The sequence below is a fragment of the Rathayibacter sp. VKM Ac-2805 genome (assembly GCF_009834265.1).
In the GTDB taxonomy this organism is placed as follows: domain Bacteria; phylum Actinomycetota; class Actinomycetes; order Actinomycetales; family Microbacteriaceae; genus Rathayibacter.
Genome location: NZ_CP047185.1, coordinates 1 through 16019, shown reverse-complemented (window position 1 = coordinate 16019; position 16019 = coordinate 1). Strand labels below are relative to the sequence as shown.

Genomic DNA, 16019 nt, shown 5'->3' with positions numbered 1-16019 from the left:
CGATCGATGAGTGGCAGTATTGAGGCGTTCGCTGCTCGTAGCCGATGGAGGACCAACATGGGTCTGTCACGTAAGCACAAGAAGGACCTCAAGCGTCTTCGCAAGAACGCCGAGGCGGTCTGGGGCGAGCAGCAGGAGGTGCTGGCGCACGCGGCCTCCGTGCTCGAGAAGAGCCGCCGCCACGCGTCGAAGTACGCCAAGAAGGAGCTCGTCCCCTTCGTCAAGGACACGTACGACTCGCGCGTCAAGCCGGTCTACGACAACGGCGTCTCGGCCGTCGAGGGCACGTACTCCTCGGCCCGCCACGCCTACAAGCACAAAGTCGTCCCGACCTTCGCCGCTGTGGGCGGCACGGCCGCCGCCGCCTTCGAGGCCGCCAAGGACTCGAAGAACCGCGCGAAGCTCGCCGAGATCTCGAAGGCGCGCTGGGAGGAGCTCACCACTCCCCCGAAGAAGAAGAGCAAGGTCGGCACGGTCTTCGCGATCGGCGCAGCGCTGGTCGCGGTCGGCGGCATCGGCTACGCCGTCTGGCAGACGTTCCGCGCCGACGACGAGCTGTGGGTCGCCGAGGACGAGCCGCAGAGCGCCGCGCAGAACGCGGCCTCGACCGCTTCCTGACGTTCTCGTCGCTGGAGCCGGGCCCCTCAGGGGGTCCGGCTCCTTCGTATGCCCGGGTTAGGCTTCTGCGGTGGACATCCGGGTCGCCGCGTACGGCGTGATCATCGACGGCGAGCGGATGCTGCTCGCGCACTGGAGCCAGGGGCCGTGGTCGGCCTGGACGCTTCCGGGCGGCGGGATCGACGAGGGCGAGTCGCCCGCCGACGCCGCGGTCCGCGAGATCTTCGAGGAGACGGGCTACCGTGCCGAGCTCGAGGCCCTCATCGGCGTGGACTCGCACGTGATCCCCGCGCACCGCCGCAGCGATCCCGAGGCCGGCCCCCTGCACGCCATCCGCGTCGTGTACCGCGCCCGCATCGTGGGCGGCGAGCTCACGCACGAGGTGGACGGCTCCACGGACGCCGCCGCCTGGTTCCCCCTGAGCGACGTCGAGGAGCTGGAGCGCGTCGAGCTCGTCGACGCGGCCCTCACCATGAACGAGGCCTGGCTCCTCCGCTGACGGTGCCCGGGAATCCCCGGCCGCGCCCCGGCGTTCCCTTCGTCGTGATCGTCGAGCTCTACACCTCCGCCTTCTGCGGCGCGTGCCATGCCGCGCGCTCGGTGCTGGAGCGGGCCGCGGAGCTCGTCCCCGCCGCCGAGATCCGCGAGCGCGACGTGGCCTTCCACCCCGTCGAGGCCGAGGCCGCCGGCATCCGCTCGACCCCCATGGTCGTCGTGCGGGACACGGCCGGAGAGGTGGTCTTCCGGGCGGAGGGCGCCCCCTCCCTCCCGCAGGCTCTCGCCGCTCTGGCCCTCGCCCTGCCCGCGTAGGGTGGCCGCGGGAGGACCCATGCACCGTCGCGCTGCGCTCGCGAGCACCGTCGTTCTGCTCGGCGCCCTCGCGCTCTCGGGATGCGCCTCCGAGGAGCCGGTGACCACGGCCGCGGTCGGGCTCGGACGGGGCGGCGAGCGCGGCGAGGTCCTCGGCGTCGTCGTCGTGTGCTCGGGATCCGTCGACGGCCTCGACCTCGCCGCCTCCGACTCCGCCCCCCTGACCATCGGCGACGGGCTGCGGAGGGTCACCCGCTGGGTCTCCCCGTCACCGGTCACGCAGCTGGGCGCGACCGACCTCTCCGGATCCACGGTCTGGCCGGCCGACACGGTGATCGAGCGGTTCCCGCTCGGCGTCGACCTCGCGCTGGGCGCCTACGCGACCGACCGCTCCGTGCTCGCCCGCCCGGTCGTCTTCACGGCCGAGCAGTTCGACACGCTCTCCGTCGGCGAGATCATCGTCGGCGACATCCGCGACGGCACGTCCGAGACCCTCTCGGTCCAGCAGTTCCTCGGCCTCGCCTGCGTGGACCGCTGAGCGGGCGGCCGTCCGAGCGGCGGCCTCGATCGCACGACCGCACGGTCGGCGACAGGAGAGGCCGCCGGCCCGTGGACCCCGACGCGGACCCTCCGCGACCAACGGCGGTCAGGCGACGGCAGAGGACTCGCGGTGGAGCCGTCGAGCGCAGGAGATTCGACGTAGTGGCTAGCTGCGCCGCGACGTACTCGCACCCGTGACGGTGTCTGCTCGCCCCGAAGGTGCGCGACGACACCGCTCAATCGTCAGCACGGCGGACTCGCGTGCGAGCCGAGGGTGAGCCGGGGCTCCATCGCCCGATCGTCGTGTTGATGTCTACGTCGTCGGTTGTGAGCGCGTCATGTGAAGTCGGGTGCATCACTGAGAGGCACCCAGCGCGCATCCTCACCTTCGCCCATCAGACGCTTCACGACTGGTGTTCGCTCGGTCTGGCCGCGCCGGAGACGGCCGGATCTCGACAGGTAGTACGTGACGAGAGTGTCGTGCGAAGGACGGAAGGTGACGTACCAGGGCGCGCCCTGCAACGACCGGCGCCCCTTGGCCAGAGCCTTCGCTGAGTAGGAGCGGTACGCGCCGACGAGCGCGCCCACCTTCCACTGAGCCTTCGACTCGGGATAGGCGGCTTCCCAAGCGTCGAAGATGTCGGCGAGCACGCCGATGGGAACAGCACCGACAGGATAGAAGACACCCTCGCGCATTCTCACCTCTTCGAGCAGTCGGTTGTCTGCGAGAGCGTGGGTATCGAGCGGGAGGTTCGAGATGTCGCCATCGCGGACACCTTCGAGCGACAGGTCGTCGAAGAGCGCGTCAGTCTCGGACTCCGTCGTCGATGACGTTCCCGGATCCGGCTCCGGCTCCGACCGGCTCGCGGCTTGAGCTGACTCGATCTGCGACCCGAGGAGTTGCTTCATGTCCTTGACGTCCACCCCCGTCTCGCTGACGGCGACGTGCGTTCTCTCGGCGATGGCCTCGACCCGCCTCAGCACTTCTTCGTGCTGGTCCTGGCGGGTCTTCGTCTCGCGGTCGGCTCGCGCGGCTTCGCGATTCTGCACGCGAAGGATGGAGAGAGTGAGTCCGATGGCAACCATGGCGAGACCGAGCGAAATGAGCCCGATGGAGTCCCATAGTTGCGACAAGCGAAGCGACAGGTCCCCCTCGACGCTCGCGCGAAGAACCCACACCCAACCGCCGAGCACGACCAGAGCCGCGCCGATGACGTAGACCACGATCTCCCAGAACCGCAGACCGCGCCTCTGAGCCTTCTTCTCCGTCGCGTCCCCCACGACGGTCACACTATCGTCCCAGCACGGAGATGCGGTGGTCGCTCCGAGTGGACGGCCCGCGGCGCCTTGCTGCGAGGATATGCCTGCTTCGTGCACCCTCGAGAGCCGTCCGAGCTGCATCGGCACAACTGCATGGGCGCATCTGGCGACTGGGAGCACCCGCGAGCGGGGAGGAAGTGTGGAGCCTAGGAGATTCGAACTCCTGACATCCTGCTTGCAAAGCAGGCGCTCTACCAACTGAGCTAAGGCCCCGGGCCGGAGACGGGGCGATCCGTCTCCGAGAGTCGAACGGCCCGCCACCGCGAGGTGACGGGCCGTTCGGACCGGGTGGGGGTACCAGGACTTGAACCTGGGACCTCTTCATTATCAGTGAAGCGCTCTAACCGCCTGAGCTATACCCCCGGAATGGCCAGAGGAGACTCTACCCGACATCGAGCAGGAATCCCAATCGGCCGGACCGTGCGCCCTACTGGTTGGTGAAGCCCACCAGGAGGCCGCCGGTGATCTTGACGCTGAGGTTGTACAGCAGCGCCACGATCGCGCCGAGCGCGGTGGTGACGATGGTGTTCAGCACCGCGACGACGATCGCGAAGCCCATGACCTGCGGCAGCGAGATGATCGTGTTGAGGTCGAACGCCTCCGCGCCGGCGATGTCCTGCACGAGGCCGTTGACCTCGTCGAACACTCCCGTCTGGGCCAGGACCGTGTAGACCAGGTAGACGACGACGATCGTGATGATCGCGAGCGTCAGGCCCAGCAGGAACGAGAGCTTCACGGCCGACCAGAAGTCGACGTAGACGAGCTTCAGGCGGACCTGCTTCGCCGCCGGGCTCTTCGCGGACTTCCTGGCGAGCTTCTCGGCGACGGTGCTACTCATCTACGGACCCATCCTCCTCCGACACCGGGGCGGACTCGGCCGGCGCCGCGGCGTCGGGATCCTCGTCCTGGGCGTCGAGATTGCGTTCGGTGTTCTTGGCGAGTGCGATGATGCGGTCGTCCTCAGCGAATCGTGCGAAGACGACTCCCATGGTGTCGCGACCCTTGGCCGGTACCTCGGCCACCGCAGAGCGTACCACCTTGCCGCTGGCGAGCACGACGAGCACCTCGTCGTCCTCTCCGGTGATGATGGCGCCCACGAGGTCGCCGCGCTTCTCCTCCAGCTTGGCCACCTTGATGCCCAGCCCGCCGCGTCCCTGGAGGCGGTACTGGTCGACCGCGGTGCGCTTGGCGTAGCCGCCCTCGGTGACCACGAACACGAAGCCCTCGTCGCTGACGACGTTGGCGTCGAGGAGGCGGTCCTCCCCGCGGAACGACATGCCGCGGACTCCGGAGGTGGAGCGGCCCATCGGACGAAGCGCCTCGTCGGACGCGGTGAAGCGGATCGACATGCCCTTGCGGGAGACCAGCAGCACGTCGCTGTCCTCCTCGACCAGGAGCGCCGAGACGAGCTCGTCGCCGTCGCGCAGCTTGATCGCGATGATGCCGCCGGAGCGGTTCGTGTCGTACTCCGAGAGGGCCGTCTTCTTCACGAGGCCGTCGCGCGTGGCGAGCACCAGGTAGCGGGCCGCCTCGTAGTCGCGGATGTCGAGGATCTGCGCGATCTGCTCCCCCGGCTCGAGCGCGAGCAGGTTCGCGATGTGCTGGCCCTTGGCGTCGCGGCCGGCCTCCTGCAGCTCGTAGGTCTTGGCGCGGTACACGCGGCCGGTGTTCGTGAAGAACAGCAGCCAGTGGTGCGTGGTGGTGACGAAGAAGTGCTCGACGATGTCGTCGGCCTTCAGCTGCGCGCCGCGCACGCCGCGGCCGCCGCGGTGCTGGGCCCGGTAGGAGTCGCTCCGGGTGCGCTTGAGGTAACCGCCTCGGGTGACGGTGACGACCATCTCCTCCTCGGGGATCAGGTCCTCGACGCTCATGTCGCCGTCGAACCCGAAGAGGATCTCGGTGCGGCGGTCGTCGCCGAAGCGGTCGACGATCTCGTCGAGCTCGTCCGAGATGATCGTGCGCTGGCGCTCGGGGCTCGCGAGGATCGACTTGTAGTCCTCGATCTCGGCCTGGATCCGGTCGTGCTCGTCGATGATCTTCTGGCGCTCGAGGGCCGCGAGGCGGCGCAGCTGCATGTCGAGGATGGCGCGGGACTGCACCTCGTCGATGTCGAGCAGCTCCATCAGGCCGTCGCGCGCCTCCTCCACGGTGGGGGAGCGGCGGATGAGGGCGATGACCTCGTCGAGCGCGTCGAGCGCCTTGAGGTAGCCGCGCAGGATGTGGATCCGCGCCTCCGCCTCGTCGAGGAGGTACTGGGTTCGGCGCACGATGACCTCGACCTGGTGGTCGACCCACGCGCGGATGAAGCCGTCGAGCGAGAGCGTGCGCGGGATGCCGTCGACGATGGCGAGCATGTTCGCGCCGAAGTTCTCCTGCAGCGGGGTGTGCTTGTAGAGGTTGTTCAGCACCACCTTCGCCACGGCGTCGCGCTTGAGGACGACGACGAGGCGCTGGCCGGTGCGACCGGAGGTCTCGTCGCGGATGTCGGCGATGCCCGAGACGCGCCCGTCCTTGACCAGCTCGGCGATCTTGATCGCCAGGTTGTCCGGGTTCACCTGGTACGGCAGCTCGGTGACGACGAGGCAGGTGCGGCCCTGGATCTCCTCGATGGAGACGACGGCGCGCATCGTGATCGAGCCGCGGCCGGTGCGGTACGCGTCCTGGATGCCGCGGACCCCGAGGATCTGCGCACCGGTGGGGAAGTCGGGTCCCTTGATCCGCTGCAGCAGCGCCTCGAGGAGCTCCTCGCGCGTCGCGTCGGGGTTCTCGAGCGCCCACTTGGCGCCGGCGGCGACCTCGCGCAGGTTGTGCGGCGGGATGTTGGTCGCCATGCCGACCGCGATGCCGACGGAGCCGTTGACGAGCAGGTTCGGGAACCGGGCCGGCAGGATCGCCGGCTCGCGCGTGCGGCCGTCGTAGTTGTCCTGGAAGTCGACGGTGTTCTTGTCGATGTCGCGGACCATCTCGAGCGCGAGCGGCGCCATCTTGGTCTCGGTGTACCGGGGGGCGGCCGCGCCGTCGTTGCCGGGGGAGCCGAAGTTGCCCTGCCCGAGCGCGAGCGGGTAGCGGAGGCTCCACGGCTGCACCAGACGGACCAGCGCGTCGTAGATCGCGGAGTCGCCGTGCGGGTGGAACTGGCCCATCACGTCGCCGACGACGCGCGAGCACTTCGAGAACGCCTTGTCGGGGCGGTAGCCGCCGTCGTACATGGCGTAGATCACGCGGCGGTGCACGGGCTTCAGGCCGTCGCGCACCTCCGGCAGGGCTCGCCCGACGATGACGCTCATCGCGTAGTCGAGGTAGGAGCGCTGCATCTCGAGCTGCAGGTCGACCGGCTCGATCTTGTCGTGACCGTGGATCACCACACCGGTCTCGGTGACGATGTCGTCGCTCTCGTCCGGGCCGGTGGGGGTGGTGGGTTCTTCTGCCATGGTCTCTGGTCTCTCAGGTGGGTCCGTGCCCCGGAGGAGCGGGGGCGACGGTCGCGCTGGGTGTCAGGTGTCGGTGGGTGGTGTGTCGGGGACGGGTGGCGGTTCGGCGATGTTCGTGCGGCCCATTGGGGGCCGCCGTCACCTTCTTCAGGTGGACGGGTCCGCGGCCGTGTGCCGCGGGGCTGCCGCCTTTCGGATCGCGGTGCGATCCGCAGACTGCCGCCTCTCGAAGGACGTCCGCTTCCTCGACAGCTAGATGTCGAGGAAGCGCACGTCCTTCGCATTCTTCTGGATGAAGGAGCGGCGGGACTCGACGTCCTCTCCCATGAGGGTGGAGAAGATCTCGTCGGCCGCGGCCGCGTCGTCGAGCGTGACCTGGAGGAGGGTCCGCGTGGCGGGGTCCATCGTGGTCTCCCACAGCTCCTTGTAGTCCATCTCGCCGAGGCCCTTGTAGCGCTGGATGCCGTTCTCCTTGGGCATGCGCTTGTTGGTCGCCGAGCCGTGCGCGATCAGGGCGTCGCGCTCGCGGTCGCTGTAGACGTACTCGTGCGGGGAGTTCGACCACTTGAGGCGGTACAGCGGCGGCTGCGCGAGGTAGACGTAGCCGAGGTCGATCAGCGGGCGCATGTAGCGGAAGAGGAGCGTCAGCAGCAGCGTCGTGATGTGCTGGCCGTCGACGTCGGCGTCGGCCATCAGGATGATCTTGTGGTACCGCGCCTTGTCGGGGTTGAAGTCCTCGCCGATGCCGGCGCCGAACGCCGTGATCATCGCCTGGACCTCGTTGTTGCCGAGAGCGCGGTCGAGCCGCGCCTTCTCGACGTTGAGGATCTTGCCGCGGAGGGGGAGGATCGCCTGCGTCTCGGGGTTGCGGCCCTGCACCGCGGATCCGCCCGCCGAGTCGCCCTCGACGATGAAGATCTCGGAGATCGACGGGTCCTTGGACTGGCAGTCCTTGAGCTTGCCCGGCATGCCGCCGCCCTCGAGCAGGCCCTTGCGGCGGGCGGTCTCGCGCGCCTTGCGCGCCGCCATGCGGGCCGAGGCCGCCTGGATCGCCTTGCGGATGATGTCCTTCGCCTGGCTCGGGTTGCGGTCGAACCAGTCGGCCAGCTGCTCGCCGGCCACGCGCTGCACGAACGCCTTCGCCTCGGTGTTGCCGAGCTTCGTCTTGGTCTGGCCCTCGAACTGCGGCTCGCCGAGCTTGATCGACACGACGGCGGTGAGGCCCTCGCGGATGTCGTCGCCCGAGAGGTTCTCGTCCTTCTCCTTGAGCAGGTTGTTCGCGCGCGCGTAGCGGTTGACCAGCGTGGTCAGCGCGGCGCGGAAGCCCTCCTCGTGGGTGCCGCCCTCGTGGGTGTTGATGGTGTTCGCGTAGGTGTGGACGCTCTCGGTGTAGGCGGTGGTCCACTGCATCGCGACCTCGAGCGAGATGCGGCGCTCGGTGTCCTCGGACTCGAAGTCGATGATCTCGGAGTGCACGAGGTCCGACTTCTTCAGCGAGTTGATGTACTCGACGTAGTCGACGAGGCCCTTCTCGTAGTGGAAGACGTCGGTCCGGTCGCCCTCGGTCTCGTTCTCGCCCTCCCCCTCGAACTCGACCTCGTTCTGGTCGGTCAGCGCGATGCGCAGGCCCTTGTTGAGGAACGCCATCTGCTGGAAGCGCGCACGCAGGGTCTCGTAGTCGAACTCGACCGTCTCGAAGATGCCGGCGTTGGGCCAGAAGGTGATCGTCGTGCCGGTCTCGTCGCTGGCCTCGCCCTTCTCGAGCGGGGCGTCCGGCACTCCGTCGGTGAAGCTCATCCGGTACACGGCGCCCTGGCGCTTGACCTCGACGTCGAGGCGCGTCGACAGCGCGTTGACCACGGAGGAGCCGACGCCGTGCAGGCCGCCGGAGACCGCGTAGCCGCCGCCGCCGAACTTGCCGCCGGCGTGCAGCACGGTGAGGACCAGCTCGACCGTGGAGATGCCCTCGGTCGGGTGCATGTCGACCGGGATGCCGCGGCCGTTGTCGGAGACGGTGACGCCTCCGTCGGCGCGCATCAGGATCTCGATGTTGTCGCAGTAGCCCGCGAGCGCCTCGTCGACGGCGTTGTCGACGATCTCGTAGACCAGGTGGTGCAGACCGCGCGGACCCGTGGATCCGATGTACATGCCGGGGCGCTTGCGGACCGCCTCGAGGCCCTCGAGGACCTGGATCTGGTTCGCGCCGTAGTCGCCGGACGACTTGGTCGACATGCTCTCGTGCGGAGCGGAGGGGGCTGCTGAGCCGTTCGCGTCCAGGTCGTTCGCTGCGGGTGACGTGGAGTCGTTCGGCTCGTGAGTCATAGCTGTGGAGTTCTCCTCTGACGGTCCGTCGCGACGCGCACGGTGATCTGGAGATCGCCCGCGCGGCGGCGTCACTGCGGTTCGGCGGCCCTCCATTCTACCGCGTGCCGGGTCGATCCGAAGCGCTGGACGGCGATCTGAGGCGCGAAAGATCGGCGGTCGACCGAAAATGCGTCCTCAGCCGTAGGTGTCGCGCGGACCACGCCCTGGAATCGACCTGGGACCCTTTTTCCAGTTCGGGACGTCCGGGCCCTGGAAACGGATCGACGCGATGCCCGCGTCGGGGAAGTTCACCGCGATGTGGTTCATGATCTCGATCCGCATCAGCCGGAGCTGCGTCGACCACGCCGTGGACTCGCACGCGACCGTCAGCACGCCGTCGACGACGCCCACCGGAGTCGAGTGCTTCGCGGTCTCCTCGCCGGCGATCGCCGTCCACGACGACATCAGGTCGCCCTGCGCCAGCGGCGCCGTCCAGCCGAGCTTCACGGTGAGGGAGTCGAGGACGTCGCCGAGGTCGTGCGGGTCGCGGCCCTTGCCGAACGGGATCGCGTCGCCCTTGGGCTCGGCGCGCTCGACGGTCTTCCGGATGCGGCGCGGGCCGTCGGCGCCGAACACCTCCTTGAGGTGGCGGTAGACGCGGGCGGCCTCGGAGTCGGGTGCGGGGGTTCCGCGGCGGGGGGAGTCAGCCATCGGACGGCTCCGACGGGGCGGGGGCGGTCGGCTCCGGGGACGCGGGATCTGTGGACGCCGGCGCTGGGGACGCGGTCTCCGAGGAGGAGGCCGCGGCGGAGGAGACGGCACCAGGAGAAGGGGAGTCGGACGAGACCGGATCGGGAGAAGAGGAGCGGGAGGACTCGGGACCGGGAGGAGGGGAGTCGGAGGACACAGGATCGGACGAGGCGGAGTCGGGTGCGATCGGCTCCGGCACGGCGATCGGCGCGGCGGCGGCGCCCGTGCCGACGATCCGGCCGGCCTCGATCCGCACGGTGTGCGCGGCCAGCGCCTCCGGGACGTCGTCGAAGACGGCCGCGGTGATCAGGACCTGCTCGTAGTCGGCGACCACCGAGGCGAGCCGCTCGCGCCGGCGCGCGTCCAGCTCGGCGAAGACGTCGTCGAGCATCAGCACCGGATCGCCCATGGGGGAGTCGCGCCGGAGCAGCTCCGCGGCGCCCAGCTTCAGCGCCAGCGCGAACGACCAGCTCTCGCCGTGGCTGGCGTAGCCCTTGGCCGGCAGCGCGTTCAGCTCGAACTGCACGTCGTCGCGGTGCGGGCCGACGAGGGAGACGCCCCGGTCGAGCTCGCGACGTCGCACCCCGGCCAGCGCGGACGCGAACGCCTCCGCCAGTCCCTCGCCCGCCGCCGGTGACGCGGCGCCCGGCTGCTCCACGGGCTCGCCGTCGTCGTCGACCGCGCCCTCGATGCTCAGGCGGGAGCGGAGCACCGGACGCTGGTCGGCACCGGCGACCGCCTCGTACGCGGCGCGCACCGGTCCGCTCAGCTCCTCCACCAGGGTGAGGCGCGACTGCATGATCTCGGTCCCGAGCGCGATCAGGCGCTCGTCCCAGATGTCGAGGGTCCCGAGCTTCGAGGGGTCGCGGACGCCGCTCGCCCGTGCGGACTTGAGCAGCGAGTTGCGCTGGCGCAGCACCCGCTCGTAGTCGGCCTGGACGGCGCTCATCCGCGGGGAGCGGAGGATCACCAGCTGGTCGAGGAAGCGGCGGCGGGCCGACGGGTCGCCGCGGATGAGGAGGAGGTCCTCCGGCGCGAAGAGGACGCTGGAGAAGAAGCGGGGGAGCTCGCGCGGCTTGATCCCGCCGCGGTTGATCTGCGCGCGGTTGGGGGAGGAGCGGTTGATCTGCACCTCGGCCAGCAGGTCGCGCTCGCCGTTGCGGAGGCGGGCGCGCACCACGGCGCTGTCCCGGCCGGCGCGGATGAGCGCCTGGTCGCTCGACACGCGGTGCGAGCCCAGGGTGGAGAGGTAGCCGAGCGATTCGACGAGGTTCGTCTTGCCCTGGCCGTTGCGGCCGACGAAGAGGTTCGGTCCGGGCACGAGCTCGACATCGACCGACTCGTAGTTCCGGAAGTCGCTGAGCGCCAGCTGCGTCACCTGCACGTCGCGCTCCTCTCCTCCACCCGTCGTCGCGGGCCTTCACTGCACCCCTGCGGGCTCCTCGCCCGTCTCGCTCGGCCGGTCCACCCGCCCCGGCGCCTGCGATCCGCTCTCCCAGCTCCCGCCAGGCCCTCGCCTCGAGGCTCGATATGCCCCTCCGGGGCTACTCGACCAGCATGCTGGCAAGACCATCCGTCGGGCTGGTCTCCATGCGCCGTCGCGGGGCTACTCGACCAGCGTGATCGGCGGAGCCCCGTCCCCGCCCGTGAAGGCGGCCGAAGGCCCGCCGCCCGACGTTCGTGGCGAGGTGGAGGCGGCCGGAGGCCCGCCGCCTCCGTGAGAGCATCCCTGCCTCACGGGGGCGGCGGGCCGCAGTCCGCCGTCCGTCACCGGCTCTACGGAACGCGCCCCCCTCGGGAAGCCGACCGACGTGAGGACTGCCGGAGGCAGTCCTCACCAGCCGACTCAGTCGACGGCCTTGACGGAGTGCCCGCCGAACTGGTTGCGGAGCGCTGCGACGGCCTTCATCGCGGGGGAGTCCTCCTGACGGGAGACGAAGCGGGCGAAGATCGAGGCGCTGATCGTGGGCACCGGGACGGCGTTGTTGATGGCCTCCTCGATGGTCCAGCGGCCCTCGCCCGAGTCCTGCACGTAGCCCTCGATGTTCTTGAAGTCCGGGTCCTGCTCGAGGGCGCGGACGAGGAGCTCGAGCAGCCAGGAGCGCACGACCGTGCCGCGCTGCCAGGCCTTGAAGGTGCCGGTGACGTCCTTGATGATGTCGCTGCGGGTCTCGAGCAGCTCGTAGCCCTCGGCGAACGCCTGCATCAGGGCGTACTCGATGCCGTTGTGGACCATCTTCGCGTAGTGGCCGGCGCCGACCTCGCCGACGTGGACGAAGCCCTCCTCGCGGGGGCCCTCCGGGCGCAGCGCGTCGAAGACGGGCATGGCGTACTCGACGAGCTCCTTCGGGCCGCCGACCATCAGGCCGTAGCCGTTCTGGAGTCCCCAGACGCCGCCGGAGACGCCCGCGTCGATGTAGTGGATGCCCTTGGGCTTCAGCAGCGCGTCGTGCTTGAAGTCCTCGGTGAAGCGGGAGTTGCCGCCGTCGATGACGAGGTCGCCCTCGCTGAGCTTCTCCGACAGGTCCTTGACGACCGCGTCGGTGATCTCCCCGGCCGGCACCATCACCCAGACGATGCGGGGCGAGGGGAGTGCGGCGATCATCTCGTCGAGAGAGGCCGCGTCCGAGACGTCGGGATTGCGGTCGTAGCCGGTGACCTCGAGCCCCTTGGAGCGGAGGCGGGAGCGCATGTTGTCGCCCATCTTGCCGAGGCCGACGAGTCCGATGTGCATGGTGAACCTTCCTGGATTCGTTGTCCGGCGGGCGGGCGCTCGTCGGGAGCGGGGCGGTCGCGGCTCTGCGATCCGGGGAGCGGTCAGCGCAGCAGCAGGTTGGGCTGGAGCAGGTAGCGGTAGCTGTCGCTGCCGGGCTGCTCCCGCGAGGTCTGCGCGGTGATCAGGACGGGGCCGGGCTTGTTGGGGTTCTCGGTCTTCGTGAACGCGATGCGCACGAACTCCGAGTGGACGGCGGCGAGGCCGTCGAGCAGGAACTGCGGCTTGAGCGAGACGACCACGTCGTCGCCGGTCACGATCGCGTCGATGCTCTCGGACGCCTGCGCCTGCTCGGAGCCGATGGCCTCGAGGGTGAGGCCGTCGCTGCTGAAGCTGAAGCGGAGGGCCGCCTCGCGCTCGAGCACGAGCGAGACGCGGCGGGTGGCCTCGATGAGGTCGCTGGTCGACATGACCGCGTAGTTCTCGACGGAGGCGGGGAAGAGGCGCTTCACGGGCGGGAAGTTGCCCTTGATCAGCAGCGAGGTGACGGTCTTGCGGTCCGCGGTGAAGGCGATCAGCTCGCGCTCGTCGCGGTTGGTGATCGCGACGGAGACGGTGCCGGAGTGGCCGAAGGTCTTGCCGACCTCCTGCAGCGTGCGCGCGGGCACGAGGGCGGTGAGCGGCTGGGTGGGCGCGGGGTTGTCCCCGTTGTCCCAGTCGATCTCGCGGACGGCGACGCGGTAGCGGTCCGTCGCGACGAGGCCGATCGTGTTCTCGGTGATCTCGAGCTGCACGCCGGTGATGACGGGGGTCACGTCGTCGCGGGAGGCGGCGACCGCCACCTGCGAGACGGCGGCCGCGAAGGCGTCGGCCGGGACGAGGCCGGTGGAGGCGTCGATCTCGGGGATGCTCGGGTACTCCTCCACGGGCATCTGCAGGAGCGTGAAGTGCGCCGAGCCGGCCGAGACCGAGACGCGCGACTCCTCCGTGGCGATGCGCACGGGAGCGTTGGGGAGGCGGTTCGCGATGTCGGCGAGCAGACGGCCCGAGACGAGCACGGTCCCCGTCTCCTCCACGTCGGCCGCGATCTGCGTCTGCGCGGACACCTCGTAGTCGAAGGAGGACAGCGTCAGACCCTCGGCGGTCGCCTCGATGAGGACTCCGGAGAGGATCGGCAGGGTCGTGCGCTGCGGAAGCAGCTTGACCGCGAAGGACACCGCCTCGCTGAAGACATCGCGGTTGGCTTGGAACCTCACGAGTACACCCCTGACGAGTCGCGGACGAAGACCGTCGCCCATCGTACCCGCCGGGCTCGACGAGCTCGGAAGGGGGTGGACCGCCGAGCACTCCCGAGCCGCTGTGGAGAGGTTGCCGGTCGAGGCTTCATTAAAGAGAGAACTGCGTTAACAGTGTTAACACGTGTGGAAACTGTGGAAAACGCTTCGGACCCCTACTCCTGGGTGGGATCGGAGGGACCCGCCCCTGTGGAGGGAGTGTGAGCGGGCCCGTGGACGCCCTGTGGAGGGATCCGAGCCGACCGGTCGCCCTCCACAGGCGGGCTCTCCCGGCGCACAGTCCCGAGGCGGTTGTCCACAGTTATCCACAGGTTCCTCACACTGTGGAAATCGGCCCTCCGGGGTGCGCGAGGCGGCGTGTCCGAGGCGCGCGCGGAAGGTCCGAGGAGTCCGTCGACGACTTCTCCGGTCACGACGGAGACCGTCGAGGGCAGCTGCCGCCGTCCGAGCGGCCCGGAAGACAGTGCGCGCTCCCTCTCCCCCGCGTTGCCCTCCGGGCCAACGCACGGCGGATCGACACCGTCCGATCGCACGCCGGCCGCTCAGCCGCTCAGCAGCACCCCTGAGCACGTCCGGTTCGTGCTGGTCGAGTAGCCGCAGCGCGGCGTATCGAGACCCCCGCCGGCTCCTTCGCCCGATCTCGACGCGCGCCGACACCGACGTCCTGCTGCTCGCGCCGCGACCCCCGTCGCCTCCGCCTCCCCTCACGCGAGGAAGGAGGGGAGCGATTACCCGACCACCGGGCACGGACGCTGATGGACCTCGGGGCGCGCCACCCGCGACAGGCGGTCCCGGGGACCGCACGACTGCCGGCTAGCGGTTCGTCTTGATGCGGGTGGTCAGCTCGGTGACCTGGTTGTAGATGCTGCGGCGCTCCTTCATGAGCTCCGAGATCTTCTTGTTCGCGTACATGACCGTGGTGTGGTCGCGGTTGCCGAACAGCTGGCCGATCTTGGGCAGCGAGAGGTTCGTCAGCTCGCGGCACAGGTACATGGCGATCTGGCGCGCGGTGGCGACGGCCTGCGAGCGCGACGAGCCGTAGAGGTCGTCGACCGTGAGCTTGAAGTAGTCCGCGGTGTGGTTGATGATGTCGACCGGCGAGATGACGTTGTCCTCGTCGAGCGTGATCAGGTCCTTGAGCACCGTCTGCACGAGCGACATGTCGACCGGCGTGCGGTTCAGACTCGCGAACGCGGTGACGCGGATGAGCGTCCCCTCGAGCTCGCGGATGTTGCTCGACACCTTCGACGCCATGAACTCGAGGATGTCGTCGGGCACGAGCAGCTTCTCGCTGACCGCCTTCTTGCGGAGGATCGCGATGCGGGTCTCGAGGTCGGGAGCCTGCACATCGGTGATGAGGCCCCACTCGAAGCGCGAGCGCATCCGGTCCTCGAAGCCCGTCAGGGCCTTCGGCGGCAGATCGGACGTGATCACGACCTGCTTGTTGTGGTCGTGCAGCTGGTTGAAGGTGTGGAAGAACGCCTCCTGCGTCTCCGCCTTCCCCTGCAGGAACTGGATGTCGTCGATCAGGAGGATGTCGACGTTGCGGTAGCGGCCGTGGAAGGCGTTGCCCCGGTTGTTCGCGATCGAGTTGATGAAGTCGTTCGTGAACTCCTCGCTCGAGACGTACCGCACGCGGATCCCCGGGTAGAGGCTCATCGCGTAGTGGCCGATGGCGTGGAGGAGGTGCGTCTTGCCGAGCCCGGAGTCGCCGTAGACGAAGAGCGGGTTGTAGGCCTTGGCGGGAGCCTCGGCGACGGCGACGGCCGCGGCGTGCGCGAACCGGTTGGAGCCTCCGATGACGAAGTTGTCGAAGCTGTACTTCGGGTTCAGCCGGGTGTCGGTCGCCGGCACGGTCCGCAGCTCCTCGACCCCGCGGGTCGGCGCGACCGTCGCCGAGGAGGCGGTGATCGGCTCGAACGGGTTCATCGACTCCTGCGACGACGGGGAGCTGAGGGGCTCGTGCTCGATGTCGGGGTTCACCACGAAGGCGAACGTCGTGACGCCGAAGGAGTCGTCGAGCGTCCCGATCGCGCTGAGCAGGGGCACGCGCACGCGCTGCTCGAGCATCCCGCGGGTGAACTCGTTCGGGACCTCCAGGTAGAAGGTGCCCGCCATGATGCCCTTGGGCTCCACGAGCGAGACGAACCCGTAGAGGGGAGCGGTGATCCGCTCGTCCTGGGACAGTGCGCCGAGGATCACGTTCCACGCGTCGACCATCGACGTGTCGTCTGCCAT

General features: G+C 69.3%; 12 protein-coding genes, 2 tRNA genes and 1 pseudogene. 4 read left to right on the top strand and 11 right to left on the bottom strand.

The features are described 5' to 3' along the window. The first annotated feature begins 57 nt into the window (after positions 1-57). From GSU40_RS00075 to GSU40_RS00060, 4 genes are all read left to right on the top strand, one after another. Positions 58-618 carry a hypothetical protein gene (locus GSU40_RS00075; RefSeq protein ID WP_104247539.1) on the top strand — a complete coding sequence of 187 codons (561 nt, stop codon included), beginning with the start codon at positions 58-60 and terminating at the stop codon, positions 616-618. Positions 619-688: 70 nt separating this feature from the next. Then, a complete protein-coding gene (locus GSU40_RS00070; protein WP_104222671.1) occupies positions 689-1117 on the top strand; it encodes an NUDIX hydrolase in 429 nt (142 codons plus the stop codon). Between the two features lie 44 nt (positions 1118-1161). Continuing rightward, positions 1162-1428, top strand: coding sequence for a glutaredoxin domain-containing protein (locus GSU40_RS00065; protein WP_160032996.1), 267 nt, complete (start codon positions 1162-1164; stop codon positions 1426-1428). 19 nt (positions 1429-1447) lie between these two features. Further along, positions 1448-1966, top strand: a complete 519-nt coding sequence (locus GSU40_RS00060; protein WP_104222672.1) for a hypothetical protein — start codon at positions 1448-1450, stop codon at positions 1964-1966. 338 nt (positions 1967-2304) lie between these two features. Here GSU40_RS00060 and GSU40_RS00055 read toward each other — a convergent pair whose 3' ends face one another. From GSU40_RS00055 to dnaA, 11 genes and pseudogenes are all read right to left on the bottom strand, one after another. After that, the gene (locus GSU40_RS00055; RefSeq protein ID WP_159940300.1) at positions 2305-3249 is read right to left on the bottom strand and encodes a hypothetical protein; all 945 of its coding nucleotides are present in this window, start codon (positions 3247-3249) and stop codon (positions 2305-2307) included. Between the two features lie 179 nt (positions 3250-3428). Continuing rightward, positions 3429-3501 (bottom strand) — tRNA-Ala (locus GSU40_RS00050). Positions 3502-3577: 76 nt separating this feature from the next. Next, a tRNA-Ile gene (locus GSU40_RS00045) sits at positions 3578-3651 on the bottom strand. 64 nt (positions 3652-3715) lie between these two features. Continuing rightward, positions 3716-4126 carry a DUF3566 domain-containing protein gene (locus GSU40_RS00040; RefSeq protein ID WP_104222673.1) on the bottom strand — a complete coding sequence of 137 codons (411 nt, stop codon included), beginning with the start codon at positions 4124-4126 and terminating at the stop codon, positions 3716-3718. Continuing rightward, positions 4119-6719 (bottom strand): DNA gyrase subunit A, encoded by a 2601-nt coding sequence (gene gyrA / locus GSU40_RS00035; RefSeq protein ID WP_104222674.1) that lies wholly within the window; start codon positions 6717-6719, stop codon positions 4119-4121. Before gyrA ends, GSU40_RS00040 begins: the two co-directional genes overlap by 8 nt. A 252-nt stretch (positions 6720-6971) precedes the next feature. Further along, on the bottom strand, positions 6972-8951 hold the full coding sequence (gene gyrB / locus GSU40_RS00030; protein ID WP_208543372.1) for a DNA topoisomerase (ATP-hydrolyzing) subunit B: 1980 nt from the start codon (positions 8949-8951) through the stop codon (positions 6972-6974). Positions 8952-9218: 267 nt separating this feature from the next. Continuing rightward, positions 9219-9734, bottom strand: coding sequence for a DciA family protein (locus GSU40_RS00025; RefSeq protein ID WP_104268818.1), 516 nt, complete (start codon positions 9732-9734; stop codon positions 9219-9221). Positions 9735-10002: 268 nt separating this feature from the next. Continuing rightward, positions 10003-11157, bottom strand: a pseudogene (gene recF, locus GSU40_RS00020) (DNA replication/repair protein RecF); the annotation flags it as partial. Positions 11158-11619: 462 nt separating this feature from the next. Beyond that, on the bottom strand, positions 11620-12507 hold the full coding sequence (gnd, locus tag GSU40_RS00015; protein ID WP_104222677.1) for a phosphogluconate dehydrogenase (NAD(+)-dependent, decarboxylating): 888 nt from the start codon (positions 12505-12507) through the stop codon (positions 11620-11622). Positions 12508-12590: 83 nt separating this feature from the next. Further along, complete coding sequence (gene dnaN / locus GSU40_RS00010) at positions 12591-13742, bottom strand: DNA polymerase III subunit beta (RefSeq protein ID WP_104232992.1); 1152 nt, start codon at positions 13740-13742, stop codon at positions 12591-12593. Positions 13743-14594: 852 nt separating this feature from the next. Continuing rightward, the gene (gene dnaA / locus GSU40_RS00005) at positions 14595-16019 is read right to left on the bottom strand and encodes a chromosomal replication initiator protein DnaA (RefSeq protein ID WP_104225789.1); all 1425 of its coding nucleotides are present in this window, start codon (positions 16017-16019) and stop codon (positions 14595-14597) included.

Coding starts and splice junctions, on each gene's coding strand:
- GSU40_RS00040 (WP_104222673.1), bottom strand. CDS start 4,126: ATGAGTAGCACCGTCGCCGAGAAGCTCGCCAGGAAGTCCGCGAAGAGC.
- gyrB (WP_208543372.1), bottom strand. CDS start 8,951: ATGTCGACCAAGTCGTCCGGCGACTACGGCGCGAACCAGATCCAGGTC.
- GSU40_RS00025 (WP_104268818.1), bottom strand. CDS start 9,734: ATGGCTGACTCCCCCCGCCGCGGAACCCCCGCACCCGACTCCGAGGCC.
- gnd (WP_104222677.1), bottom strand. CDS start 12,507: ATGCACATCGGACTCGTCGGCCTCGGCAAGATGGGCGACAACATGCGC.
- GSU40_RS00060 (WP_104222672.1), top strand. CDS start 1,448: ATGCACCGTCGCGCTGCGCTCGCGAGCACCGTCGTTCTGCTCGGCGCC.
- dnaA (WP_104225789.1), bottom strand. CDS start 16,019: ATGGCAGACGACACGTCGATGGTCGACGCGTGGAACGTGATCCTCGGC.
- GSU40_RS00075 (WP_104247539.1), top strand. CDS start 58: ATGGGTCTGTCACGTAAGCACAAGAAGGACCTCAAGCGTCTTCGCAAG.
- gyrA (WP_104222674.1), bottom strand. CDS start 6,719: ATGGCAGAAGAACCCACCACCCCCACCGGCCCGGACGAGAGCGACGAC.